The 23,875-nt window shown below is 66.0% G+C and carries 19 protein-coding genes and 2 riboswitches; of the genes, 9 read left to right on the top strand and 10 right to left on the bottom strand.

All coding sequences use genetic code 11. The features are described from left to right. Window positions 1-76: 76 nt before the first annotated feature. Both FBT96_RS05100 and FBT96_RS05095 read left to right on the top strand, forming a co-directional pair. Window positions 77-2,272, top strand: a complete 2,196-nt coding sequence (locus FBT96_RS05100) for a YjbH domain-containing protein (protein WP_249306314.1) — start codon at window positions 77-79, stop codon at window positions 2,270-2,272. Next, entirely contained in the window at window positions 2,269-2,958 is a 690-nt protein-coding gene (locus FBT96_RS05095) for a YjbF family lipoprotein (RefSeq protein ID WP_169583223.1), read from the top strand. Before FBT96_RS05100 ends, FBT96_RS05095 begins: the two co-directional genes overlap by 4 nt. 175 nt (window positions 2,959-3,133) lie before the next feature. On the opposite strand, the gene FBT96_RS05090 is transcribed toward FBT96_RS05095, so the two are convergent. Next, on the bottom strand, window positions 3,134-3,319 hold the full coding sequence (locus FBT96_RS05090) for a hypothetical protein (RefSeq protein ID WP_013067107.1): 186 nt from the start codon (window positions 3,317-3,319) through the stop codon (window positions 3,134-3,136). A gap of 1 nt (window position 3,320) precedes the next feature. Continuing rightward, the gene (locus FBT96_RS05085; protein ID WP_136905252.1) at window positions 3,321-3,656 is read right to left on the bottom strand and encodes a hypothetical protein; all 336 of its coding nucleotides are present in this window, start codon (window positions 3,654-3,656) and stop codon (window positions 3,321-3,323) included. Between FBT96_RS05085 and FBT96_RS05080 the strand changes: the two genes are divergently transcribed. Continuing rightward, window positions 3,634-4,938, top strand: coding sequence for a UDP-glucose dehydrogenase family protein (locus tag FBT96_RS05080; RefSeq protein ID WP_136905251.1), 1,305 nt, complete (start codon window positions 3,634-3,636; stop codon window positions 4,936-4,938). The two genes, FBT96_RS05085 and FBT96_RS05080, sit on opposite strands and share 23 nt — an antisense overlap. Window positions 4,939-4,947: 9 nt before the next feature. Here the strand turns inward: FBT96_RS05080 and uvrB are convergent, their stop codons facing one another. After that, window positions 4,948-7,131: an excinuclease ABC subunit UvrB gene (gene uvrB / locus FBT96_RS05075; RefSeq protein ID WP_136905250.1), complete on the bottom strand. Its 2,184-nt coding sequence runs from the start codon at window positions 7,129-7,131 to the stop codon at window positions 4,948-4,950. Between the two features lie 367 nt (window positions 7,132-7,498). On the opposite strand from uvrB, the gene FBT96_RS05070 reads away from it, so the two are divergent. The 5 genes from FBT96_RS05070 (at window position 7,499) to FBT96_RS05050 (ending at window position 15,028) form a co-directional block, all read left to right on the top strand. Further along, window positions 7,499-7,810: an ETC complex I subunit gene (locus FBT96_RS05070; RefSeq protein WP_136905249.1), complete on the top strand. Its 312-nt coding sequence runs from the start codon at window positions 7,499-7,501 to the stop codon at window positions 7,808-7,810. Window positions 7,811-8,665: 855 nt separating this feature from the next. Continuing rightward, a complete protein-coding gene (locus FBT96_RS05065; RefSeq protein WP_136905248.1) occupies window positions 8,666-9,703 on the top strand; it encodes a homocysteine S-methyltransferase family protein in 1,038 nt (345 codons plus the stop codon). Then, complete coding sequence (gene metH / locus FBT96_RS05060; protein WP_136905247.1) at window positions 9,700-12,426, top strand: methionine synthase; 2,727 nt, start codon at window positions 9,700-9,702, stop codon at window positions 12,424-12,426. Before FBT96_RS05065 ends, metH begins: the two co-directional genes overlap by 4 nt. 59 nt (window positions 12,427-12,485) lie before the next feature. After that, window positions 12,486-12,681, top strand: a riboswitch (cobalamin riboswitch). A gap of 57 nt (window positions 12,682-12,738) precedes the next feature. Beyond that, entirely contained in the window at window positions 12,739-13,974 is a 1,236-nt protein-coding gene (locus FBT96_RS05055; RefSeq protein WP_136905246.1) for an aromatic ring-hydroxylating oxygenase subunit alpha, read from the top strand. Between the two features lie 4 nt (window positions 13,975-13,978). Beyond that, the gene (locus tag FBT96_RS05050) at window positions 13,979-15,028 is read left to right on the top strand and encodes a hybrid-cluster NAD(P)-dependent oxidoreductase (RefSeq protein ID WP_136905245.1); all 1,050 of its coding nucleotides are present in this window, start codon (window positions 13,979-13,981) and stop codon (window positions 15,026-15,028) included. A gap of 13 nt (window positions 15,029-15,041) precedes the next feature. Here FBT96_RS05050 and prpB read toward each other — a convergent pair whose 3' ends face one another. Genes prpB through FBT96_RS05030 form a run of 4 tightly spaced genes read right to left on the bottom strand, consistent with a single transcriptional unit; the run spans window position 15,042 to window position 19,082 of the window. Further along, window positions 15,042-15,953 (bottom strand): methylisocitrate lyase, encoded by a 912-nt coding sequence (prpB, locus tag FBT96_RS05045; protein WP_136905244.1) that lies wholly within the window; start codon window positions 15,951-15,953, stop codon window positions 15,042-15,044. A gap of 3 nt (window positions 15,954-15,956) precedes the next feature. Next, a complete protein-coding gene (gene prpC / locus FBT96_RS05040; RefSeq protein ID WP_136905243.1) occupies window positions 15,957-17,132 on the bottom strand; it encodes a bifunctional 2-methylcitrate synthase/citrate synthase in 1,176 nt (391 codons plus the stop codon). A 10-nt stretch (window positions 17,133-17,142) separates the two neighbouring features. Continuing rightward, window positions 17,143-18,654 (bottom strand): MmgE/PrpD family protein, encoded by a 1,512-nt coding sequence (locus tag FBT96_RS05035; protein WP_136905242.1) that lies wholly within the window; start codon window positions 18,652-18,654, stop codon window positions 17,143-17,145. A 29-nt stretch (window positions 18,655-18,683) separates the two neighbouring features. After that, window positions 18,684-19,082 carry an acyl-CoA thioesterase gene (locus FBT96_RS05030; RefSeq protein ID WP_136905241.1) on the bottom strand — a complete coding sequence of 133 codons (399 nt, stop codon included), beginning with the start codon at window positions 19,080-19,082 and terminating at the stop codon, window positions 18,684-18,686. 116 nt (window positions 19,083-19,198) lie between these two features. Between FBT96_RS05030 and FBT96_RS05025 the strand changes: the two genes are divergently transcribed. Then, window positions 19,199-20,584: a short-chain fatty acyl-CoA regulator family protein gene (locus FBT96_RS05025; protein WP_136905240.1), complete on the top strand. Its 1,386-nt coding sequence runs from the start codon at window positions 19,199-19,201 to the stop codon at window positions 20,582-20,584. 12 nt (window positions 20,585-20,596) lie between these two features. Here FBT96_RS05025 and FBT96_RS05020 read toward each other — a convergent pair whose 3' ends face one another. The 3 genes from FBT96_RS05020 to FBT96_RS05010 are packed head-to-tail and all read right to left on the bottom strand — an operon-like array spanning window position 20,597 to window position 23,443. Further along, window positions 20,597-21,214, bottom strand: coding sequence for an anaerobic ribonucleoside-triphosphate reductase activating protein (locus FBT96_RS05020; RefSeq protein ID WP_136905239.1), 618 nt, complete (start codon window positions 21,212-21,214; stop codon window positions 20,597-20,599). Further along, the gene (nrdD, locus tag FBT96_RS21415) at window positions 21,207-21,395 is read right to left on the bottom strand and encodes an anaerobic ribonucleoside-triphosphate reductase (RefSeq protein ID WP_074555516.1); all 189 of its coding nucleotides are present in this window, start codon (window positions 21,393-21,395) and stop codon (window positions 21,207-21,209) included. Before nrdD ends, FBT96_RS05020 begins: the two co-directional genes overlap by 8 nt. Window positions 21,396-21,412: 17 nt before the next feature. Further along, window positions 21,413-23,443, bottom strand: a complete 2,031-nt coding sequence (locus FBT96_RS05010) for a ribonucleoside triphosphate reductase (protein WP_169583221.1) — start codon at window positions 23,441-23,443, stop codon at window positions 21,413-21,415. Between the two features lie 96 nt (window positions 23,444-23,539). Further along, a riboswitch (cobalamin riboswitch) is annotated at window positions 23,540-23,727 on the bottom strand. Between the last annotated feature and the right edge of the window lie 148 nt (window positions 23,728-23,875).

Genomic DNA, 23,875 nt, shown 5'->3' with positions numbered 1-23,875 from the left:
TGCCACAATCGCTGCGTTTCGCTCTCGTCTCGAAACGGAAAACGGGTATAACGGGGAAAAGATTTGGGAGATCCTCGTGCAGACTGCGATTGCGCCCATGCCGCAACCGGGAAAATCCGGCCTTGGCCGCTGGTTGTCGGCCACAAGCCTTGTCGTTCTTGCCGCGGCCCTGGGGGCGGCGCCCGCGCTGGCCGATCCGCTGGTCGGCAAGACGCGCAACACCTTCGGCATGCCCGGCGTGCTCGACATGCCCACGGCCGAGATGTTCCCCGATGGCGAATTGGGCATCGGTCTGACGGTGCTTGATGACGGCACCTCGCGCGCGACGCTGACCTTTCAGATCGCCCCCTCGCTGGTCGGCGCCTTCCGCTATTCGCGCGTGCCCGGGCTGATGCCGGTCAAGGACGACGACGACAAGGAAACCGGCGCCTATACCGCGCTTTACGACCGGTCCTTCGACATCCGCTGGCAGATGCTGGAGGAGGGGCGCTATCGTCCCGCCGTCGCGGTGGGGATGAACGATTTCGTCGGCACCGGGGTCTATTCCTCGGAATATATCGTCGCCACGAAAAGCTTTGGCGACCGGCTGCGGGTCTCGGGCGGTCTGGGCTGGGGGCGGCTTGGCTCGCATGGCTCGATCGCCTCGATGGGGACGCGGCCCGAGTATGACTACGGCTCGACCGGCGGGCAGTTCAACGGCAAGAACTGGTTCCGCGGCGATATCGCGCCCTTCTTCGGCCTGTCTTACGCGATGACCGACCGGCTGACGCTGAAGGCGGAATATTCCTCGGACGCCTATGAAAAGGAAACCGCCGACAGCCCGCCCAATGGCGAGTGGGAGCGGCGCACCTCGGTCAACATCGGTGCCGATTACCAGCTTGGCGCCTTTACCCACATGCAGTTCTTCTACATGCATGGCGACAAGTTCGGCTTCCAGATCACCCGCGCCATCAGCCCGCAAGAGCCGCCCTTCGCCTCGGGCATCGAGCGTGCGCCCTTGCCGGTGCAGCCGCGCCCGCCGGTGTCCGCCGACCGGCTGGGCTGGTCGGGCGCCTGGAGCCAGGATCCGACCGCGCAGCCCGCGATTCAGGGCGCGCTGGCGCAGGCGCTGGAAAAGGACGGGCAGGTGCTGGAATCGATGTCGCTTTCCGCGACGCGGGCCGAGCTGCGCATCCGCAACATGACCTATGGCGCGCAGCCGCAGGCAATCGGCCATGCCGCCCGGACCGCGACCCGCGCGCTGCCGCCCTCGGTTGAAACCATCACCATCACCTCGGTCGAGCGCGGTCTGGCGATTTCCTCGGTCACCTTCCATCGCCGCGATCTGGAGCGGCTGGAAAACACCCGCGCGCTCGATATCCTGCCCTCGACCACGATCACCGCGGCGGACGCGCATGATCCGGCGCAGGTCCGCACCGCCGATCTTTACCCCCGCTTCCGCTGGGGGTTGATGCCCTATGCCGAGGCCTCGATCTTCGATCCCGACAATCCGCTGCGGGCCGATTTCGGCGCCCAGCTTTCGGCGAAATTCGAACTTGCCCCCGGGTTCGTGATGTCGGGCCTTGTCCGGCAGAAGGTCGTGGGCAACCTCGACAATTCCACCCGGGTCTCGGATTCGGAGGTGCAGCATGTGCGCTCGGATCTGGTCGAGTATCAGCGCGAGGGCGATCTGGCGCTGCAATATCTGACGCTCAGCCATTACGGCCAGCCGCTGCCCAATGTCTTTTCGCGGGTGACGGTGGGCTATCTGGAACGGATGTATGGCGGGGTTTCCGGCGAGATGCTGTGGAAACCCGTCGACAGCCGTCTGGCGCTGGGGCTGGAGGCGAACTGGGTGAAGCAGCGCGACTTCGACCAGCATTTCGGCTTTCAGGACTATGACACCGCCACCGGCCATGTCTCGGCCTATTACGATTTCGGCAGCGGCTATGTCGGCGAGCTGCATGTCGGCCGCTATCTGGCGCAGGACTGGGGCGGCACGGTCGAGCTGGACCGCGAATTCGAGAACGGCTGGAAGGTCGGCGCCTTCGCGACGATCACCGACATGTCTTCCGAGGAATATGGCGAGGGCTCGTTCGACAAGGGCATCCGCCTGACCATTCCGGTCGCCTGGAGCACCGGCAAGCCTTCGGTCAACACGCTGAAGACGACGATCCGTCCGCTGCAACGCGATGGCGGCGCGCGGCTGGATATCGACGGGCGACTGTTCGACACCGTTCACGGCGCGCAGACCGGCTCGCTTTACAACGAATGGGGGAGATTCTGGCGATGACGAACAGGCGTCGGGCCGTCCTGGCCGCGCTGGCGCTCGTCGCCGGGCTTGCGGCTTGCGGCACGGATCAGACCCGGCTGGAAACCGGGCGCGAGGCGACGGCCGAGGTGAAGGCGCTGCTGCGCGGGCTGCTCCATCGCGGGCCGAAGGGGGCTGCCCCCGATCCGCAGGTGATCGCGCGCGAGGCGCTGGCGGCCAATCCGGGGCCGGTGATGCTGGTCTCGCTCGAGGCGACGAAATCCACCTCGGTCTTCGGGCTGCGCGGCGAGAACAACGGCATGCGGACCTGGCTCTCGCCCTCGGGGCAGGGGGTGATCACCCGTGGCGGCGTGCTGGCGGGCACCCGCGGCTTCGGCAACGATCTGATGTCGTCCGACATCGGGCCGCTGATCGGCGCGGTGCAGGGGCGGCGCACGACCGAGCTGAAGATCGAGCTGCGTTATCTGGACGGGCTGGGCAAGGAACGGCCGCTGCCGCTGGACTGCCGGACCGGCACCGCCGCGCCCACCGGCTATGATTTCGCCGGGATGCGGTTCGAGGGGACGCCGGTGGCCGTGCATTGCGAGGGCTACGGCTTCAAGTTCGACAACAGCTATATCGTCTCGGGGGCGGGGACGGTGCTGTCCTCGCGGCAATGGATCGGGCCGCGGCTGGGCTATCTGACCCTGCAGTCGCTGCGCAACTGACCCCGCGCGCGACGCCGCGGGATCGACATGACAAGGGGCGCCCTGCGGGGCGCCCCTTTGTCGTCTGATCGGTCTTTGGGGGATCGGTCTTCTGTCCGGCGCGGCGGTCGGCGCAAAGAAGAAGGCCGGAAAGCTTGCGCTTTCCGGCCGTATCAGGCAAGCCTGATCGTCGAACTCAGTTCGACGAAGCGGCCACGGCCACGCCGACGAGCAGCAGAGCCGGGATCAGGATGCCGGCGTTCGACGACGAGGTGCCGGCGACGACCGGGGTCGATTCGACGACCGGAGCGGTGTAGCCGCCAGCGAAAGCGGTCGAAGCCGAGAGGCCGAGGGCCAGGGCGATGGTAGCGATCTTTTTCATGTCAATCTCCGTCATTGCTGTAGAGAGCCGCCAAGCCCGGCAGCATCATGGCGAGAAAAGCATATGAGCCGCTAAATGCAAAGGGGAATTCTTGACCGGTTCCATAAGGGTCCCCCAAAGTGTTGCACTTTCGCACCCCCTTGCGGGCGATTGGATGCTGCACGGCGGCATCGCGCCTGCAGCGCTCTGCAAAGGGTGCAAAAAGGCGCCGTTTTCCGGCCAGTTGCAAACTTTCGCCGCGGCTTGACAAGGGGCGGATTGACTTCGTGCCTTGGGGCATCGAATTTTGCCATGTCACGACGAAAGGACTTGCGATGAAGATTGCGATGATCGGCACCGGCTATGTCGGTTTGGTGTCCGGGGTCTGCTTTTCCGATTTCGGGCATGACGTGGTCTGCGTCGACAAGGATCCGGCCAAGATCGAGCGCCTGTTGCAGGGCGAGGTGCCGATTTACGAGCCCGGCCTGGACGCGCTGATGGCGAAGAACGTGGCGGCGGGGCGGCTGTCGTTCACCGGCGATCTGGCGGCGGCGGTCGATGGCGCGGCGGCGGTCTTCATCGCGGTGGGCACGCCGACGCGGCGCGGCGACGGCCATGCCGATCTGCGCTATGTGATGGCGGCGGCCGAAGAAATCGCCGCGGCGCTGACCGGCTACACTGTGGTGGTGACGAAATCGACGGTGCCTGTCGGCACCAACCGCGCGGTGAAACAGGTGATCCGCAAGGCCCGGCCGGAGGCGGAATTCGACGTCGCCTCGAACCCGGAATTCCTGCGCGAGGGCGCGGCGATCGACGATTTCATGCGTCCCGACCGGGTGGTGGTCGGCGTTTCCTCGGAGCGGGCGAAAGAGGTGATGGGCGAGGTCTACCGGCCGCTCTTCCTGCGCGAATTCCCGGTGCTTTACACCGATCTGGAAACCGCCGAGATGATCAAATACGCCGCCAACGCCTTCCTGGCGACGAAGATCACCTTCATCAACGAGATCGCGCGGCTGTGCGAAAAGGTCGGCGCCGATGTCAAGGAAGTGGCGCGCGGCATGGGGCTGGATGGCCGGATCGGCAACAAGTTCCTGCATGCCGGGCCGGGCTATGGCGGCTCGTGCTTCCCCAAGGATACGCAGGCGCTGGCGCGGATGGGGCAGGATCACGCCGTGCCGATGCAGATCACCGAGACGGTGATCAAGGTCAATGACGAGGTGAAGCGGCGGATGATCGACAAGATCGTCGATCTGTGCGACGGCTCGGTGAATGGCAAAACCATTACCGTTCTGGGGGTTACCTTCAAGCCCAACACCGATGACATGCGCGACGCGCCGTCCTTGACGATCGTGCCCGCGCTGATCGGGGCGGGGGCGAAGGTGCGCGCCGTCGATCCGCAGGGCATGCGCGAGGCGCAGCAGATGCTGCCCGGCGTGCATTGGATGGACGATGCCTACAAGGCGGCGCAGAAGGCCGATTGCCTGGTGCTGCTGACCGAGTGGAACGAATTCCGCGCCCTCGATCTGAAGAAACTGGCAAAGAAGATGACCACGCCCCGCATGGCCGATCTGCGCAACATCTATTCCGCCAGGGATGCGAAAAAGGCGGGCTTCGAGGGCTATGTCAGCGTCGGCCGCTAGGGCAGGGGGCTAGCGCTTCTTCGGCCGTTTCACCCCGCCGCGCTGCCCGGGCCGGCCGGCGGTGGAGCGGCCCTTGGCCTGGGTCGCGGCCTCGACCGCCTCCTCGACCGCCGATTGCCGCGCCAGCGGATCGTCGGCCACCGCCAGCTCGACCGCCTCCAGCCGCCGCAGCTCGTCGCGCAGCCGCGCCGCCTCCTCGAATTCGAGGTTCTCGGCCGCCTTGCGCATCTTCGTGCGCAGCGCCTCCAGATGCGCCGCCAGGTTCGAGCCCACCGGCGGGGCGTCCACCTTGGCGGTGACGCGCGACATGTCGGTGTCGCCCTGCCACAGCCCGGCCAGAACATCATCGACATTCTTGCGCACGGTCTGCGGCGTGATCCCGTGTTCCAGGTTGTAGGCGATCTGCTTTTCACGCCGCCGGTTGGTCTCGTTCAAGGCGCGGCTCATCGAGCCGGTGATGCGGTCGGCATACATGATCACCCGCCCGTCGGCGTTCCGCGCCGCCCGCCCGATGGTCTGGATCAGCGAGGTTTCCGAGCGCAGGAACCCCTCCTTGTCGGCATCGAGAATGGCAACGAGCCCGCATTCGGGAATATCCAGCCCCTCGCGCAACAGGTTGATGCCGATCAGCACGTCAAAGGCGCCCAGCCGCAGATCGCGCAGGATCTCGATGCGCTCGATCGTGTCGATGTCGGAATGCATGTAGCGCACCCGGATGCCCTGTTCGTGCAGATATTCGGTCAGATCCTCGGCCATGCGCTTGGTCAGCGTGGTCACCAGAACGCGCAGGCCGCGCGCCGCGACCTTGCGGATTTCGTCCAGCAGATCATCGACTTGCGTCTCGACCGGGCGGATCTCCACCTCCGGATCCAGAAGCCCCGTCGGCCGGATCACCTGTTCGGTGAAGACGCCGCCGGTCTGTTCCAGCTCCCAGGGCGCGGGCGTGGCCGAGACGAAGACCGATTGCGGCCGCATCGCATCCCATTCCTCGAATTTCAGCGGCCGGTTGTCCATGCAGGAGGGCAGCCGGAAGCCGTGTTCGGCCAGCGTGAACTTGCGCCGATAGTCGCCGCGATACATGCCGCCGATCTGCGGCACGGTCACATGCGATTCGTCGGCAAAGACGATGGCCGTGTCGGGGATGAATTCGAACAGCGTCGGCGGCGGCTCGCCCGGGGCGCGGCCGGTCAGATAGCGCGAATAATTCTCGATGCCGCTGCAAACCCCGGTCGCCTCGAGCATTTCAAGGTCGAAATTGGTGCGCTGTTCCAGCCGTTGCGCCTCGAGCAGCTTGCCTTCGTCATTGAGCTGCTTCAGCCGCAAGGCCAGTTCTGTCCGGATCGATTTCGTCGCCTGCTGCAGGGTCGGGCGGGGGGTGACGTAGTGGCTGTTCGCATAGATGCGGATCTGCTGGAAACTGTCGGTCTTCGCCCCGGTGAGCGGGTCGAATTCGGTGATCGCCTCCAGCTCCTCGCCGAAGAAGGAAAACCGCCAGCCGCGGTCCTCAAGGTGGGCGGGCCAGAGATCGATCGTGTCGCCCTTGACCCGGAACGAGCCGCGCTGAAAGGCGGCATCGAGGCGCTTGTATTGCTGCGCCACCAGATCGGCAAGGAACTTGCGCTGGTCGTACAGGCTGCCGACGGTCAGATCCTGGGTCATCGCCGAATAGGTCTCGACCGAGCCGATGCCGTAGATGCAGCTGACCGAGGCGACGATGATCACGTCATCGCGTTCCAGAAGCGCCCGGGTGGCCGAGTGGCGCATCCGGTCGATCTGTTCGTTGATCATCGATTCCTTCTCGATATAGGTGTCGGTGCGGGCGACATAGGCCTCGGGCTGGTAGTAGTCGTAGTAGGACACGAAATATTCGACCGAGTTGTCGGGGAAGAAGCCCTTGAATTCGCCGTATAATTGCGCGGCCAGGGTCTTGTTGGGGGCAAGGATGATCGCCGGGCGCTGCGTCGCCTCGATCACCTTGGCCATCGTATAGGTCTTGCCGGTGCCGGTGGCGCCCAGAAGCACCTGATCGCGCTCGCCCGCCAGCACGGCTTTCGATATTTCCGCAATCGCCGTCGGCTGATCGCCCGCGGGCGAGAAATCCGATTTCATCACGAATCGCTTGCCGCCTTCGAGCTTCGGACGGGTCAGAACCTCGGGGCGCGGGGTCGGGCGGTCATTGGTATTGTGGGGCATGGGGCCTCCTTGATCCGCCCCAATGTCGGTCCCTTTTCGTTCTCTTTCAAGGGATTGCTGCAGATGTTAAGCGAAGGTTAAGGCGTGGACGTATTTTTTCGATGCAAAACATGACCTTATGGATATTTTGCGCTTGCTTTTGATCGCGCGTGTTCGCATATTGTTCAGGCAAGCAGCGATTGGCTACCGGCCGGGGCACCACCCCCACCCCTCGCTCCCCAAGCCCGGCCGGTAGCACCCCTTCCCGCAGATCCCAAACCCCTGCCGGATCGGTCAACGTCGCGTCGCCTTCTGCACACCATTGTATGCAGAGCTTGAATTTTTTGTCGGATCGGCCTAGGACTGGGGCAAGACAAAGGGGGATCCCATGCGCGCACGCATCTACCAACCGGCCCGCAATGCCATGCAATCCGGTCAGGCGAAAACGAAGCTCTGGTATCTTGATTTTCTGCAGGCCGATGCCCGCAATCTGGACCCGCTGATGGGCTGGACGGGCACGGACGACACCCAGGCGCAGGTGCGTCTGAAGTTCGACAGCCGCGCGGCGGCGGAGGCTTTCGCCAAGGCGCGGGGTCTGGACTACACGGTGACCGAGGGTCACAAGCGCTCGGTCAACATCCGGCCGATGGGCTACGGCGAGAATTTCGCGACGAACCGCCGGGCAAACTGGACGCATTGAGGGTGTAGAAAAGACTAGAGTTCTCACCGAGGTCTACATATTGGGCGCCCGATGGGTGCCCTTTCCATATCTTGATTTCCGCATCGCGCACCCGGCCCCCTTTTCAGGCGGGGGCCTGCAGGAAGCCCATCGGGCAGATTCCTTGTGTCCGACCGAACCTGATTTTGCGGCCGTCACAGGCTCTCCAGCACCTCCCCGATCGCCTGCGCCAGATCGGTTCCGACACGTTGGAATCCCAACAGACGCGCGATCGCCCGTGTCATCTCGTCGGGCGGCATTTCACCGCTTTCCTTGACGAGGCGCCGCGCGGCCGCCGCTATTTCCGTCAGTGGCAGGTTTGAGGCCTTGAGAAGGCTCGCCCCCCGCGCCGGGGCTGGTCCATCATTCCGACCGCGGAGCGCAATCGCTGTCGATCAAAGACATCGGGCGGCTGGCCAAGGTCGGCATCGACCCTTCGGTGGCCAGGACGATCCCCCCTTTCGCGGCTTGTGCGGCCCACCGGGGCCATGCCCCCCACATCTTCAAGGCCGAGGTCCTCTATCGTCGCGGCCCGTGGCGCGGCTTCGAGGCCGTCGCCTTTGCAACGCTCGAATGACTCGACGGGTTCAACAATCGCCGCCTGCCCAAGCCGATCGGGAATATTCCGCCCGCCGAAGCAGGGCCAAACGTCGACGCCGCGCCGGGCCCCGCAGCCATGGCCGCGTCGCGTTGAACCCCTGCTGCGACCGGCATGGCCTGCGCTCCGGAACCTCCGCAAGTTGCGGACATGAAATTATTTCATAATCGTGCTGACGAATATGAATTTGATGCGAGATGACTTGTGGTCTATCTGCTCGGCGTCCTGCGGAGACTGTGATGGTGACCCAAAACTTGCCCCGATCGCCGGCCTATGCCGAGCTTGACGCCCTTTCTCGCGAAAGGATCCTGATCCTTGACGGGGCCATGGGCACCCAGATCCAGCAGCTTGGCCTGAGCGAAGACGACTTTCTGGGCCATGGCTCGGGCTGCGCCTGTCGTCACGCGACGGATCATCCGCAAAAGGGCAACAACGATCTGCTGGTGCTGACCCAACCCGAGGCCATCGAGGAGATCCATTTCCGCTATGCGATGGCGGGGGCGGATATCGTCGAGACCAACACCTTTTCCGCCACCACCATCGCGCAGGCCGATTACGGGCTGGAAGGCGCGGTGTTCGATCTGAACGCGGCGGGGGCGCGGGTGGCGCGGGCGGCGATGGACCGCGCCGAGGCCACCGATGGGCGGCGCCGCTTCGTCGCGGGCGCCGTGGGGCCGACGAACCGCACCGCCTCGCTCTCGCCCGATGTGAACGACCCGGGCTACCGCGCCGTCACCTTCGACGATCTGCGCACGGCTTACGGCCAGCAGCTGCGCGGGTTGATCGCGGGCGGCGCCGATATCCTGCTGATCGAGACGATCTTTGACACGCTCAACGCCAAGGCGGCGATCTTTGCCTGTTTCGAAGCCTTTGCCGAGCGCGGCGAGCGGTTGCCGGTGATGATTTCCGGCACGATCACCGATGCTTCGGGGCGCACGCTGTCGGGGCAGACGCCGACCGCATTCTGGCATTCCGTGGCCCATGCCCGGCCCTTCACCGTCGGGCTGAACTGCGCTTTGGGGGCAAGCGCCATGCGCCCGCATCTGGCGGAACTCGCGGGCGTGGCCAGCTGCGCGATCTGCGCCTATCCCAATGCCGGGCTGCCGAATGCCTTTGGCCAATATGACGAAACCCCCGACCAGACCGCCGCGCAGGTGGCCGACTTCGCCCGCGAGGGGCTGGTGAATGTGGTGGGTGGCTGCTGCGGCACCACGCCCGATCACATCCGCGCCATCGCAAACGCCGTGCAATCTTTCCCGCCGAGGGCCCTGCCATGAGCCGTTATCTGCGCCTGTCGGGGCTGGAGCCCTTCACGCTTACGCCCGATATTCCGTTTGTGAACATCGGCGAGCGGACCAACGTCACCGGCTCGGCCCGCTTCCGCAAGATGATCGTGGCGCGGGACTATGCTGCCGCGCTCGATGTGGCGCGCGATCAGGTGGAAAACGGCGCGCAGATCCTTGACATCAACATGGACGAGGGGCTGATCGACAGTCAGGCGGCGATGGTCGCCTTTCTCAACCTGCTCGCCGCCGAGCCCGACATCGCCCGGGTGCCGCTGATGATCGACAGCTCGAAATGGGAGGTGATCGAGGCCGGGCTGAAATGCGTGCAGGGCAAGCCCGTCGTCAATTCGATCAGCCTCAAGGAGGGCGAGGAGATCTTCCGCCATCACGCGGCGCTCTGCCTTGCCTATGGCGCGGCGGTGGTGGTGATGGCCTTTGACGAACAGGGGCAGGCCGACAGTTTCGCCCGCAAGACCAGCATCTGCGCCCGGGCCTATCGCATTCTGGTCGAGGAGATCGGCTTTCCGCCCGAGGACATCATCTTTGACCCGAACGTCTTCGCCGTGGCGACGGGGATCGAGGAACACGACAATTACGGCGTCGATTTCATCGAGGCCACGCGCTGGATCCGGGCCAATCTGCCCCATGCCCATGTCTCGGGCGGGGTGTCGAACCTGTCGTTCAGTTTTCGCGGCAACGAACCGGTGCGCGCGGCGATGCATGCGGTGTTTCTGTTCCACGCCATCCGCGCGGGGATGGATATGGGCATCGTCAATGCCGGGCAGCTGGTGGTTTACGACCAGATCGACCCCGAGCTGCGCGAGGCCTGCGAGGATGTGGTGCTCAACCGCGCGCCGAAAGCGGGCGGCACCGCGACCGAGCGGATGCTGGAGGTGGCGGAAAAGTTTCGCGGCGGCGCGCGGGAGGAAAAGACCCGCGATCTGGCCTGGCGCGATTGGCCGGTGGACAAGCGGCTGGAACATGCGCTGGTGAACGGCATCACCGAGTTCATCGAGGCCGATACCGAGGCCGCAAGGCAGCTGGCCGAACGCCCGCTGCATGTGATCGAAGGCCCCTTGATGGCGGGGATGAATGTGGTGGGTGACCTGTTCGGCGCGGGCAAGATGTTCCTGCCGCAGGTGGTGAAATCGGCGCGGGTGATGAAACAGGCGGTCGCCGTGCTGCTGCCCTACATGGATGCCGAGAAGGCCGCGCGCGGCGGCGAAGGGCGCGAGACCGCAGGCAAGATCCTGATGGCGACGGTCAAGGGCGATGTGCATGACATCGGCAAGAACATCGTCGGCGTCGTTCTGGCGTGCAACAATTACGAGATCGTCGATCTGGGCGTGATGGTGCCGCCTCAAAAGATCCTTGAGGTCGCGCGGGCCGAAAAGGTCGATGCGATCGGGCTTTCCGGGCTGATCACGCCAAGCCTTGACGAGATGGTGCATCTGGCCGCGGAAATGGAGCGGGAGGGGTTTGACATTCCGCTTTTGATCGGCGGGGCGACCACGTCGAAAGTGCATACGGCGGTGAAGATCGCCCCCGCCTACAGCCGCGGGCAGGCGGTCTATGTGCTCGATGCCAGCCGGGCGGTGGGGGTGGTGGGGGCGCTGCTCAGCCCGACGCAAAAGGACGCCACCCGGGCGCAGATCCGCGCGGACTATCTCGACATCGCCGCCCGTCATGCCCGCGACGATGCCGCCAAGGTGCGGCTGCCGCTGGCCGTGGCCCGGGCCAATGCGCTGCGGCTTGACTGGTCGGGCTATGTCGTTCCCGCGCCGCAGTTTTTCGGCCCGCGCGTGATTGACGACTGGGATCTGGCCGAGGTGGCGCGGTTCATCGACTGGACGCCGTTCTTTCACGCCTGGGAATTGAAGGGGGTCTATCCGCGCATTCTGGAGGACGCGCAAAAGGGCGAAGCCGCCCGGTCGCTGTTCGCCGATGCGCAGGCGATGCTGGCGCAGATCATTGCCGAACGCTGGTTCACGCCGCGCGCCGTGGTGGGGTTCTGGCCCGCGAATGCGCAGGGCGACGATATCCGGCTTTACACCGGCGAGGACCGCACCGAGGATCTGGCCACCTTCTTCACCCTGCGCCAGCAGACCGGCAAGCGCGAGGGCCGCCCGAATGTGGCTTTGGCCGATTTCGTCGCGCCTGCGGGCACGGTGCGCGATTATCTGGGCGGTTTCGTGGTCACCGCCGGCCCCGAGGAAGCCGAGATCGCCGCGCGGTTCGACGCCGCCAATGACCATTATTCCGCGATCATGGTCAAGGCGCTGGCCGACCGGTTCGCCGAGGCGCTGGCCGAAGCCCTGCATCAGCGGGTGCGCCGCGACTATTGGGGCTATGCGCCCGAGGAAAGCTTCGCCCCCGATCAGCTGATGGGCGAGCCCTATCGCGGCATCCGCCCCGCGCCCGGCTATCCGGCCCAGCCCGACCACACCGAAAAGCTGACGCTGTTCCGGCTGCTTGGGGCCGAGGCCGCGACCGGCGTGACGCTGACCGACAGCATGGCGATGTGGCCCGGCTCTTCCGTCTCGGGGCTCTATATCGGCCATCCGGAGGCCTATTATTTCGGTCTGGCGCGCATTGAGCAGGATCAGGCCGCCGATTACGCCGCGCGCAAGGGTATGGCTTTGTCCGAGGTGCAGCGCTGGCTGGCCCCGGTGCTGGGGTCGGCCGCACCCGCCGCCGCTTCGGTGGCCGCGTGATCCTGTCTGAAAGCGTGGACAGCGCGTCGTTTTTGGCGCGCGCCCTCTGCGACAATCTGTCAGGCTGAAGGCCTCAGGGTGCCCGTCCGCAAGGCCGGGAGAATTGGGAAGCCGGTGCAAGACCGGCGCTGCCCCCGCAACGGTAAGCAATGAGGGACGGCAAGGCCACTGGACCCCGGGTCCGGGAAGGGGCCGCGCCCGGGTGCGACAGCACGCTTTGCAAGCCCGGAAACCAGCCCCGAGACCGCCGGGCCCAAGGGCTCATCCATCCAACCAGCCCTTGCGGGGAGGCAGGGGCAAGTGAGGTGCAAGATGCCGAACGCATCCGACATCCGTGCGCAGCTCGCCGCACGGCGCAAGGACCATTCCCTGCCGCAGCCCTTTTACTGCGATCCGGGGATCTTTCAGACCGATCTGACGCAGGTCTTCTACCGCGAGTGGCTCTTCGCCATTCCCGCCTGCCAATTGGTCAAGCCGGGCGATTACGCCACGCTGCAGGTGGGGGCCTATCCGGTGATCCTCGTGCGCGGGGGCGATGGGATGATCCGCGCCTTTCACAACGTCTGCCGCCATCGCGGCCAGCGGCTTTGCGCCAAGACCATGGGCAACAGCCCGAAGCTTGTCTGCCCCTATCATCAATGGACCTATGACCTTGACGGAAAACTGCTCTGGGCCAAGGACATGCAGGAAGATTTCAACCCCGCCGCGCATGGGTTGAAGAAGGTGCATTGCGTCGATATCGGCGGGATGGTCTTCATCTGTCTGGCCGAGGTGCCGCCCGCCATCGCCGATCTGGCGGGCACTCTGGGCCGCTATCTGCTGCCTGCCGGGCTGAAACAGGCTCGCGTCGCCCATACCTCGACCATCATCGAGAAGGGCAACTGGAAGCTGGTGATCGAGAACAACCGCGAATGCTATCACTGCGGCGGCTCGCATCCCTCGCTCTGCCGGACCTATTCCGACAATCCGCGCATGACCGCGATGGAGGGCCCCGAGGCCGCCAGCCCCGATATTCTGGCGCATTGGGCGCGGTGTGAGGCGGCGGGTCTGCCCTCGCGCTTCGTGCATCATCCGCAGATGCAATGGCGGCTGGCCCGCATTCCGCTGCTCAACGGCGCCGAAAGCTACACGATGAGCACCAAGGCTGCGGTCAAGGGCAAGCGGCTGGGCGAGATGCCCTTCAACGATGCCGGAAGCCTGCTCTTCTTCCACTATCCGAACACCTGGAACCATTTCCTGGCCGATCATGCGATCGTCTTCCGGGTGCTGCCGATCTCGGCCACCGAGACCGAGGTGACGACGACCTGGCTTGTGCCCGGCGATGCGGTCGAGGGGGTCGATTACGACCTGACCGAGTTGACCGAGGTCTGGACGGCGACGAATGACGAGGACCGGCAGGTGGTCGAGGAAAATCAGGCCGGGATTCTCTCGCCCGCCTATGAGCCCGGCCCCTATTCGACGCTGCAGGAAGAGGGCGTGATCCAGTTCGTCGACTGGTATTGCGGCACGCTTCAGGCGCGGCTCGACCCGCCGCTGGCGGCGGAGTGATGCGATGAGCCGGATCAACTGGGCCAGCGCGCCGTGGAGTGACGCCGAGCCGCTCGAATGCGCGATGGTGGTGCCCGAAACCGCCGATACCGCCACGATCACCTTCCGCGCGCCTTCGGGCGCGTGGTTCGACTACCTGCCCGGGCAATTCCTGACGCTGGATCTGCCGGTGCCGGGCCAGCCGGTCAGCCGGACCTATACGATCTCGTCCTCGCCCTCGCGGCCCCTGTCGCTGTCGGTCACGGTGAAGGCGCAGCCCGGATCGGTCGGCTCGCGCTGGCTGATCGAGCAGTTGAAGCCGGGCATGCGGCTGCGGGCGCATGGGCCTGCGGGCGATTTCAGCCTGCGCCAGCATCCGGCGCGGAAATACCTGTTCATCTCGGCCGGTTCCGGCATCACGCCGATGATGTCGATGACCACCTGGGCCTGGGACAGCGGCGAGATGCCCGACATCGTCTTTGTCCATGCGGCGCGGCGGCCCTCCGACATCATCTTCCGGCCGCGCCTTGAACAATTCGCCGCGCGGGTGCCGGGGTTGCAGTTGCGCTTCACCGTCGAGGAGGTCGAGCCTTTCAGCGTCTGGCACGGCTTTCGCGGGCGGCTCAACCAGATCATGCTGGGGCTGATGGCGCCTGACTATCTGGACCGCGAGGTGTTCTGCTGCGGCCCCGAGCCCTTCATGCGCGGGGTGAAGGACAGCCTCGCGGCGCTGGGCTTCGACATGGCGAAGTATCATCAGGAAAGCTTCGGCCCGCCCGAGACCGCGCCCGAAACGGTGCCCGAGGCGACCGAGGCCGCCGAGATCAGTTTCACCGCCTCGGGTGTCAGCACCGCCTGCACGCCCGGCGAAACCGTGCTCGCGGCGGCGAAACGGGCGGGGCTGAACATCCCGTCGGGGTGCAACTTTGGCCTTTGCGGCACCTGCAAGGTGCGAAAGACCGCGGGCGAGGTGCAGATGCTGCACAACGGCGGCATCTCCGAAGACGATATCGCCGCGGGCTACATTCTGGCCTGCTGTTCGCGGCCTTCGGGCAAGGTGGCGGTCGAGATCTGACCGCCCCCCCCTGTCACCCCACGCTCGGCAACACGCTTTGCGCGATCGAGGCGTCCAGCGCCTCGAAAGCCGCAAGGCCGAGCGTGGCGTAAAGCTCTGCCCGGGTCTGCATCTCGGGCAGAAGCGCGGTGGTGGCGCCGTCGCGGGCAAGCGCGGTGTAAAGCCGTTCCTGCGCGCGGTTCGCCACCCGCAGGGAGGACACCGGCCAGATCACCATCTGATAGCCCAGTTCCTCGAACTCGGCCGCGGTCAGGGCCGGGGTGCGGCCGAATTCGGTCATGTTCGCCAGAAGCTTGACCCCGGGCAGCCGGGCGCGGAAGGCGCGGAACATCTCGACCGAGGTCAGCGCCTCGGGGAAGATCGCATCGGCGCCGGCCTCGACATAAAGCTTCGCCCGCGCCACCGCCCCCTCGATCCCCTCGGCGGCGGCCGCATCGGTGCGCGCGATCACCACCAGATGCCGCCGCGCCCGCACCGCCGCCGCGACCTTCGCCGCCATCTCGGCCGGGCTCGCCAGTTTCTTGTCGTTCAGATGGCCGCATTTCTTTGGCAAAAGCTGGTCTTCCAGATGCACCGCCGCCGCCCCGGCCTCTTCGAACACCCGGACCATGTGCATGACGTTCAGCGCCTCGCCATAGCCGGTGTCGCCATCGACCAAGAGCGGCAGCCCCGAGGCCCGGGCGATCTGGCGGATGAAAAAGGCGACCTCGTCCACCGTCAGGATGCCCAGATCGGGCAGGCCCATCGAGGCCGACATCGCCGCCCCCGACAGATAGAGCGCCTGAAACCCCGCGGCTTTCGCTTGCAGCGCGGCCATGCCGTTCTGCGCGCCGGGCAGGCGCAGGATGCCGGGCCGGGCCAGGGCCGCGCGAAACCGCGCCCCCGCAGGCGCTTCGGGATGATCGGAGCCGATCAGATAGGGCATGGGTCACTCCGTCCGTTTGGGGGCCGCCAAAAGGCCGCCGCGGGCTTCGAGGGGCAGGAAGGCCCGGGTTTCGGGGCCGGTGTAATTGGCCGAGGGGCGGATGATCTTGCCGTCCAGCCGTTGCTCGATCACATGCGCCCCCCAGCCCGCGCTGCGGGCAATGACGAAGATCGGCGTGAAGAGCAGCGTCGGCACGCCCAGCTGATGATAGGAGACCGCCGAATACCAGTCGAGGTTCGGAAACATCGCCTTGGTGTCCGCCATCACCTGTTCGATCCGCTCGGCGATGTCGAACATCCGCAGCGCGCCATGGTGCAGCGCCAGCCGCCGCGCCACCTGCTTGATCACCGCGTTGCGCGGATCGGCGATCGTATAGACCGGATGGCCAAAGCCGATGATCACCTCTTTCGCGGCCACCCTTGCGCGGATATCGGCCTCGGCCTCGTCGGGGCTGGTGTAACGCTTCTGGATCTCGAAAGCCTGTTCATTCGCGCCGCCGTGTTTCGGCCCGCGCAGCGCGCCGATGGCGCCCGCGATACAGGAATAAAGATCCGATCCGGTCCCCGCGATGGTGCGCGCGGTGAAGGTCGAGGCGTTGAATTCATGCTCGGCATAAAGGTTGAGCGTGGTGTGCAGCGCCCGCACCGCTTCCTCGCCCGCCGGGCGGCCATGCAGCAGATGCAGGAAATGCCCGGCGATGCTGTCGTCTTCGGTCTCGACCTCGATGCGCCGCCCGTTCTGCGCGAAGTGATACCAGTAGAGCAGCATCGAGCCCTGCACGGCGATCAGCCGGTCGGCGATGTCGCGCGCGCCCGGCGTGTTGTGATCGGCGGCCTCGGGCAGCACGCAGCCCAAGGCCGAGACGCCCGAGCGCAGCACATCCATCGGATGCGCGGCGGCCGGGATCGCCTCGAGCGTCTGGCGCACCGCAAGCGGCAGCCCGCGCAGCGCCCGCAGCTTGACGCGATAGGCCGCCAGTTCCGCCAGCGTCGGCAGGGCGCCATGGATCAGCAGATGCGCCACTTCCTCGAAATCGCAGGTCTCGGCGATGTCGAGAATGTCGAAGCCGCGATAATGCAGGTCATTGCCGGTCTGGCCGACGCTGCACAGCGCGGTATTGCCCGCCACAACCCCCGACAGGGCCACGGATTTCTTCGGTTTCATCATCGAACCGGACATGGTTTCCCCCTCATTCCCAATCAAAGATGCCACGCGGACGCGGCGCGCCCAGCTGATCGGCCGCCACGGTGAAATTCAAAAGACCGAGCCCGTCGGCGGGCAGATCGGCCAGGTTTTCCGCCGCATCCAGAAAGCGGGTCTGTTCCGCGCCGCTCAGGATGCCGTCGGACAGGGTCAGGAACTTGCGCACGTAATTCTCGCGCCGGAACGGCCGGGCGCCATCGGGGTGGGCATCGGCCAGCGCCAGCTCGTCGACGATCTGCCGCCCGTCCTTCAACGTCACCACCACGCGGCCGCCAAAGGCCTTTTGCTTCGGGTCGCGGGCATGATAGCGGCGCGTCCAGTCCGGGTCTTCGACGGTCGAGATCTTGTGCCAGAGCGCCAGTGTCGCGGGCCGGTGCGCGCGTTCGGGGGCATAGCTGCGGACATGGTGCCAGCCGCCATCCTCCAGCGCGACGGCAAAGATATACATGATCGAATGGTCCAGCGTCTCGCGGCTGGCATCGGGGTCCATCTTCTGCGGATCATTGGCGCCGGTGCCGATGACGTGATGGGTGTGATGCGAGGTGTGGATGACGATGCTTTCGACCTGCGCAAGATCGCCGATCTGCGGCCCAAGGCGGCGGGCGAGATCAATCAGCGCCTGACTTTGATATTCCGCCGAATATTCCTTGGTGTAGGTGTCAAGGATCGCGCGTTTCGGCTCGCCGTGGCCGGGCAGGCGGACGGTGTAACGCGCCTCGGGGCCCGACAGCATCCAGGCGATGAAGCCGTCCTCGCCCTCCCAGGCGGGGCTGGGGGCGCCCTCGCCGCGCAGGGCGCGGTCCACCGCCTCGATCGCCATCTTGCCCGCGAAGGCCGGGGCAAAGGCTTTCCAGCTCGAAATCTCGCCCTTGCGGCTTTGCCTTGTGGTGGTGGTCACATGCAACGCCTGTTGCACCGCCTGATAGATCACCTCGGCGGGCAGGGTCAGCAGCGTGCCGATCCCCGCCGCCGCCGAGGGCCCGAGATGGGCGATATGGTCGATCTTGTGCTCATGCAGGCAGATCCCGCGCACCAGTTCGACCTGGATTTCATAGCCCGTGGCGATCCCCCGGATCAGCTCGGCGCCCGAACGCCCGCAATGCTGCGCCACCGCCAGGATCGGCGGGATGTTGTCGCCCGGATGGCTGTAATCGGCGGCAAGGAAAGTGTCGTGGAAATCCAGTTCCCGCACCGCCGTGCCATTCGCCCAGGCCGCCCACTCGGGCGAGACCCGGGTGCCGTGCGGCATCCCGAAGATCGTCGCGCCGCGCCGCATCGGGTGGCACAAAGCCTGCGCCCGGGCCGAGGCGACGGGACGGCGCCCGACCGAGGCGGCGGCCACGGCGGCATTGTCGATGATCCGGTTGATGATCATCTCGGTCACCTCGGGCTGCACCGGCACCGGGTCGGCGGCGACTTCGGCAATCTTCCAGGCCAGCTGGTCGGCGCGCGGCAGGATCTCGGCCGAGCGGTAGCTGCGCAGGTCATGGGTCTTCATCGGGACTTTCCTTGTCTTGTCGTCAATTTTCAAAAAACCAGCGGGCGGGGGCGGCCATCGGCATCGACGGCGACCATCACGAATTGTCCGTCTAGCGCCGGGCGGGGGGCACCGGGGCCGATCGGCTGGGCGATGCCCCGCACCGCCACGGTCATCGAGCTGCGCCCCTCGCGCAGGATCTCGGCGCGCAGTTCCAGCATCTCGCCGACCCGGATCGGGGTGGCGAAATCCACCCGCTCGGATCGCGCCATCACCACCGGCCCCGCGGCGCGGCGGCAGCCGGCGACAAAGGCCGCCCGCGCCATCAGCGCCAGCGCATGGCCGCCAAACAGCGTGCCGTAATGGTTCGCCTGATCGGGAAAGATCATCTCGACCAGAACGGTCGGCGGCGCACAGGAGGGAAGCCGGGGGGAGGGGGCGGGGGACATGAGAAACCTTTGCAAGATTGGCAAAGGGATACTTCCCTGTATTCTGATTTCTGGTAAACTATTGATAAGGCGTGATTATGCGAAGGATGACGCCGTAAATTGCGAAGGTTGCGAAGATGGCAAAGGCATTCATGGGCGTGCGGCTGAAACGGCTGCGCGAGGACCGCGGGATCACGCAGGCCAGCCTGGCCCGCACGTTGGGCATTTCGCCAAGCTATCTGAACCAGATCGAGAACAATCAGCGCCCCCTGACCGTGCCGGTGCTGCTCAAGCTCAATGCGGCCTTCGGGCTGGATGTGCAGCTGTTTTCGGATGCCGACGAGGCGCGGCTGATCGCCGAATTGCGCGGGGCGCTGGCCGATCAGGGCGCGGGGGCGAGCCTGGCCGAGGTGCGGGAGATCGCGGCGAACATGCCTGCCGTCGCGCGCACGATCGTGGCGATGCAGGCGCGGCTGCGCGATCTGTCCGACCGGGCCGATGCGCTTGCGGGGCAGATCAGCGCGCCTGCGCCGTCCGCGACGCCCGCGGCCTTCGAAGCGGTCCGCGACTGGTTCTACGAGCGGCGCAACCATGTGCCCGATCTTGACACCGCAGCCGAGGCGGTGGGGGCGGATCTGCCTGCGGGGCGGATGACGCAGGCCCTGGCCGAACGTCTTGCCAGCCGTCACGGCATCCGGGTGGTCCATGCCGAGGGCGGCACGCTGCGCCGGTTCGAGCCCGGGGCGGGGCTGTTGCATCTGGGCGCGCATCTGACGCCCGGCCAGCAGGCGTTCCAGATCGCGACGCAGCTGGCGCTATCGGAACAGGGCGGGCTGATGGCGCGGCTTTGCGCGGCGACGCAGCTGGACCCCGAGGCGCAGGCGCTGCTGCGGGTGGGGCTGGCGAATTATTATGCGGGGGCGCTGATCATGCCCTATCGCGCCTTTCTGGCCGCGGCCGAGGCGCTGTCTTACGATATCGAGCTGCTGGCCAGCCGCTTCGGTGTCGGCTTCGAGACCGTCTGCCACCGGCTGTCGACCCTGCAACGGCCCGAGGCGCGCGGCGTGCCGTTCTTCTTCATCCGGGTGGACCGGGCGGGCAACATTTCGAAGCGGCAATCGGCCACCGATTTCCATTTTTCCCGCATCGGCGGGTCGTGCCCGCTGTGGAACATCTACGAGGCGTTTTCCCGCCCGGACGAGATCTTGCGGCAGGTGGCGCAGATGCCGGACGGGCGCAGCTATCTGTGGATCGCGCGGCAGGTGCGGCAGGGCGGCGGCGGCTTCGGTGCCCCGCAAAAGCGGTTTGCCGTGGCGTTGGGCTGCGATCTGGCGCATGCCGACCGGCTGGTCTATGCGCGCGGGCTGAACCTGCGCGCGCCCGATCTGGCGACGAAGATCGGCCCCGGCTGCAAGCTCTGCGAGCGCGCCGATTGCCCGCAGCGCGCCTTTCCGACGCTGGGCAAGCCCTTGCGGCTGCGCCCCGAGGAAACCCGCTTCGCCCCCTATTCCGGTTCGGAGTGAGGGGCGAAGCGCTCAGCCTGCGCAAAGTTCGGTGTCGATGCAGCCCGCGGCGCGGAAGCGTTGCACCTGTGGCATCGGCAGGCCCATTTCGGCCAGATCGGCGCCGATCCGGTCCAGATCCTCGGGGCCGAGCAAAAGCGGATGCACCGTCGTGCGCAACGCATGGGCGACGCCGCTTGCCTGCAAAAGCCGCAGGCTTTCCTGCGCCCGCAGCCCCGATCCGGGCACGCCGGTCACGCGCGGATACTCGGCAAAGGGCGCCTTCACGTCAAAGCCCACCCAATCCAGAAGCGGCAGCACGCGCGCCAGCCGCTCGGGGTAGGGGCCCGCGCTGTGCAGCCCGGTGCGAAAGCCCATCGCCCGGATCTCGGCCAGCGCCTCGGGCAGGGCGGCCTGCAAGGTCGGCTCGCCGCCCGAGATCACCACCCCGTCCAGCAGCCCGCGGCGGCTTTGCAGAAAAGCCCGCACCTCCGACCAGGGCAGGGTTCCCGCCCCGGCCGGGATCAGGTCGGGGTTGTGGCAATAGCGGCACGACCACGGGCAGCCCTGGGTGAACAGGACCGCCACCAGCTCCCCCGGCCAGTCGCAGGCCGAGTGCCGCACCAGGCCCGAGAGCGCCAGCTCAGCCAAGATGCGCCCGCGCTTCGGAGAAATAGACCCGCTCGGCCGCCTCGCCCTTCTTGCCGGTGTTGAACGAGGCCATCGGCCGGTGATAGCCCATCACCCGCGTCCAGATCTCGCAGCGGGTGCGTTCGGCATCGTCAAGCACCATGGCGGTGTCCAGGTCTGTCTGTGTCAGCGGCTTGTTCATCTTGGTCTCCTTTGGGGTCAGCAGGTGCAGGCGCGTTTCTTCGCGATCAGCTCGGCATCGCAGGTCGGACAGAATTCGTGTTCGCCCGCGATGTAGCCGTGTTTCGGGCAGATCGAGAAGGTGGGGGTGACGGTGATATAGGGCAGGCGGAAGTTGGTCAGCGCCCGGCGCACCAGCTTGCGGCAGGCTTCGGCGGAGGAAATCCGGCTGCCCATGTAAAGATGCAGCACCGTGCCGCCGGTGTATTTCGCCTGCAACGCCTCCTGATGCGCCAGCGCCTCGAACGGGTCATCGGTGAAGCCCACCGGCAGCTGCGAGGAATTGGTGTAATAGGGCTGCTCGGGGCTGCCCGCCTGCAGGATATCGGGGAAACGCTTGCGGTCTTCGCGGGCGAAGCGATAGGTCGTGCCCTCGGCCGGGGTGGCTTCAAGGTTGTAAAGATGGCCGGTTTCTTCCTGAAACGCCACCATCTGCGCCCGCAGCCGGTCGAGCACCCGCAAGGCCAGCGCCTTGCCCGCCTCGGTCGTGATATCCTCGGCATCCTTGGTGAAATTGCGCACCATCTCGTTGAGCCCGTTCACGCCCAGCGTCGAGAAGTGGTTCCTGAGCGTGCCAAGGTAGCGCTTGGTATAGGGGAACAGCCCGGCATCGATATGGCGCTGGATCACCTTGCGCTTGATTTCAAGGCTGGTGCGCGCCAGCCGCGCCAGATGGTCGAGCGCCACCATCAGCTCGCCCTCGTCGCCGCGGTGCAGATATCCCAGCCGCGCGCAATTGAGCGTGACGACGCCCAGCGATCCGGTCTGTTCCGCCGAGCCGAACAGCCCGTTGCCGCGCTTGAGCAGCTCGGTCAGGTCCAGCTGCAACCGGCAGCACATCGAGCGCACCATATGCGGCTGCAATTCCGAATTCACGAAGTTCTGGAAATAGGGCAGGCCGTATTTCGCCGTCATCTCGAACAGCGCGTCCGCGTTTTCGCTCTCCCACGGGAAATCGGGGGTGATGTTGTAGGTGGGGATCGGGAAGGTGAAGACCCGCCCCTTGGCATCGCCCGCCGTCATCACCTCGATATAGGCGCGGTTGATCAGGTCCATCTCGGCCTGCAGATCGCCATAGGTGAAGCCCTGCTCGCGGCCCTGCACCACCGGCACCTGATCGCGCAGATCCTCGGGGCAGGTCCAGTCAAAGGTCAGGTTGGTGAAGGGCGTCTGCGTGCCCCAGCGCGAGGGGACGTTGAGGTTGTAGATGAATTCCTGCATCGCCTGACGCACCTGCGCATAGCTCAGCCCGTCAATCCGCACATAGGGCGCGAGATAAGTATCAAAGGACGAAAACGCCTGCGCCCCCGCCCATTCATTCTGCAACGTGCCCAGAAAGTTGACGATCTGCCCCAGCGCGCTGGACAGATGCGCGGGCGGGGCGGATTCGATCGCACCGGGCACGCCGTTCAGCCCCTCGTGCAAAAGCGTGCGCAGCGACCAGCCCGCGCAATAGCCCGCGAACATGTCGAGATCGTGGATATGCAGATCGCCTTCCCGATGCGCCGCGCCGACCTCGGGCGGATAGACATGGCTGAGCCAGTAATTCGCCGTCACCTTGCCCGAGATGTTCAGGATCATCCCGCCCAGCGAATAGCCCTGATTGGCATTGGCATTCACCCGCCAGTCGGAGCGTTCCAGATATTCGCTGACCGAGCGTTCGACATCGATCATCACCCGGTTGTCCTCGCGCAGGCGGGCGTGCTGCTCGCGGTAGACCGCATAGGCGCGGGCGGTGGCAAGATGGGCGGTATCGGCCAGAACCGCCTCGACGGTGTTCTGGATCGTCTCGACATCGGGGGGGCTCGACGGGGCCAGAAGCGCCAGCCGGTCGAGCACGGCTTGCGTCAGCCGCCGCGCCTCGGCCCTGCCGAAGTCGCCGCTGGCATCGCCCGCCCGCGCCAGCGCCGCGACGATGCGGCGGGCGTCAAAGGGCACAAGCGCGCCCTGCCGGTTGCGCACGGTGGCAAAGCCCTCCGGGGCGGTCAAAAGGTCTTCGGCGATCGGCATCGCGGTCCTCGTCCTTGGGCCTTTGCAGGGACGGGAACGCGAAACGGCCCCGGGCAACGGGTCCGAAAGCGCCCCCGCAAGGCCCTCCGCCAGCGGTGGTCATCAAGGCTCCGGGCAGGTCTCCTGGCTTTGCGGGTCACAGCTTGGCTGGCCTTCCCGGGCCGGGGCCCAGTGGCATGATCAGCCGCGCTCGCCGCTTACAGTTGCGGGGGCAGCGCCGGAATCGCACCGGCTTCCCTCTTGGCTTGCGGGGGAACCACAAGACCCAGAGCGTCACGATATAGCAATCAATTGGCGCTTCCTGTCAACATGTAGCTTTCCGTTTGCGGCCGCCGCGGCTGCCGCCGCCCGTGCCCCAAGGCCCGCCGGGGCCAGTGCAGACAGGCGATTGCGCCGCTGCGCCCTGCGACCGAGTGCCGCGCAACGGCCCTT

Origin of the sequence: Rhodobacter capsulatus, from assembly GCF_005144475.1 — a bacterium.
GTDB classification, from domain to species: Bacteria; Pseudomonadota; Alphaproteobacteria; order Rhodobacterales; family Rhodobacteraceae; genus Rhodobacter; species Rhodobacter capsulatus_C.
The sequence above is the reverse complement of the archived record's forward strand: the minus strand, read 5'-3'. Positions and strand labels throughout refer to the sequence as shown.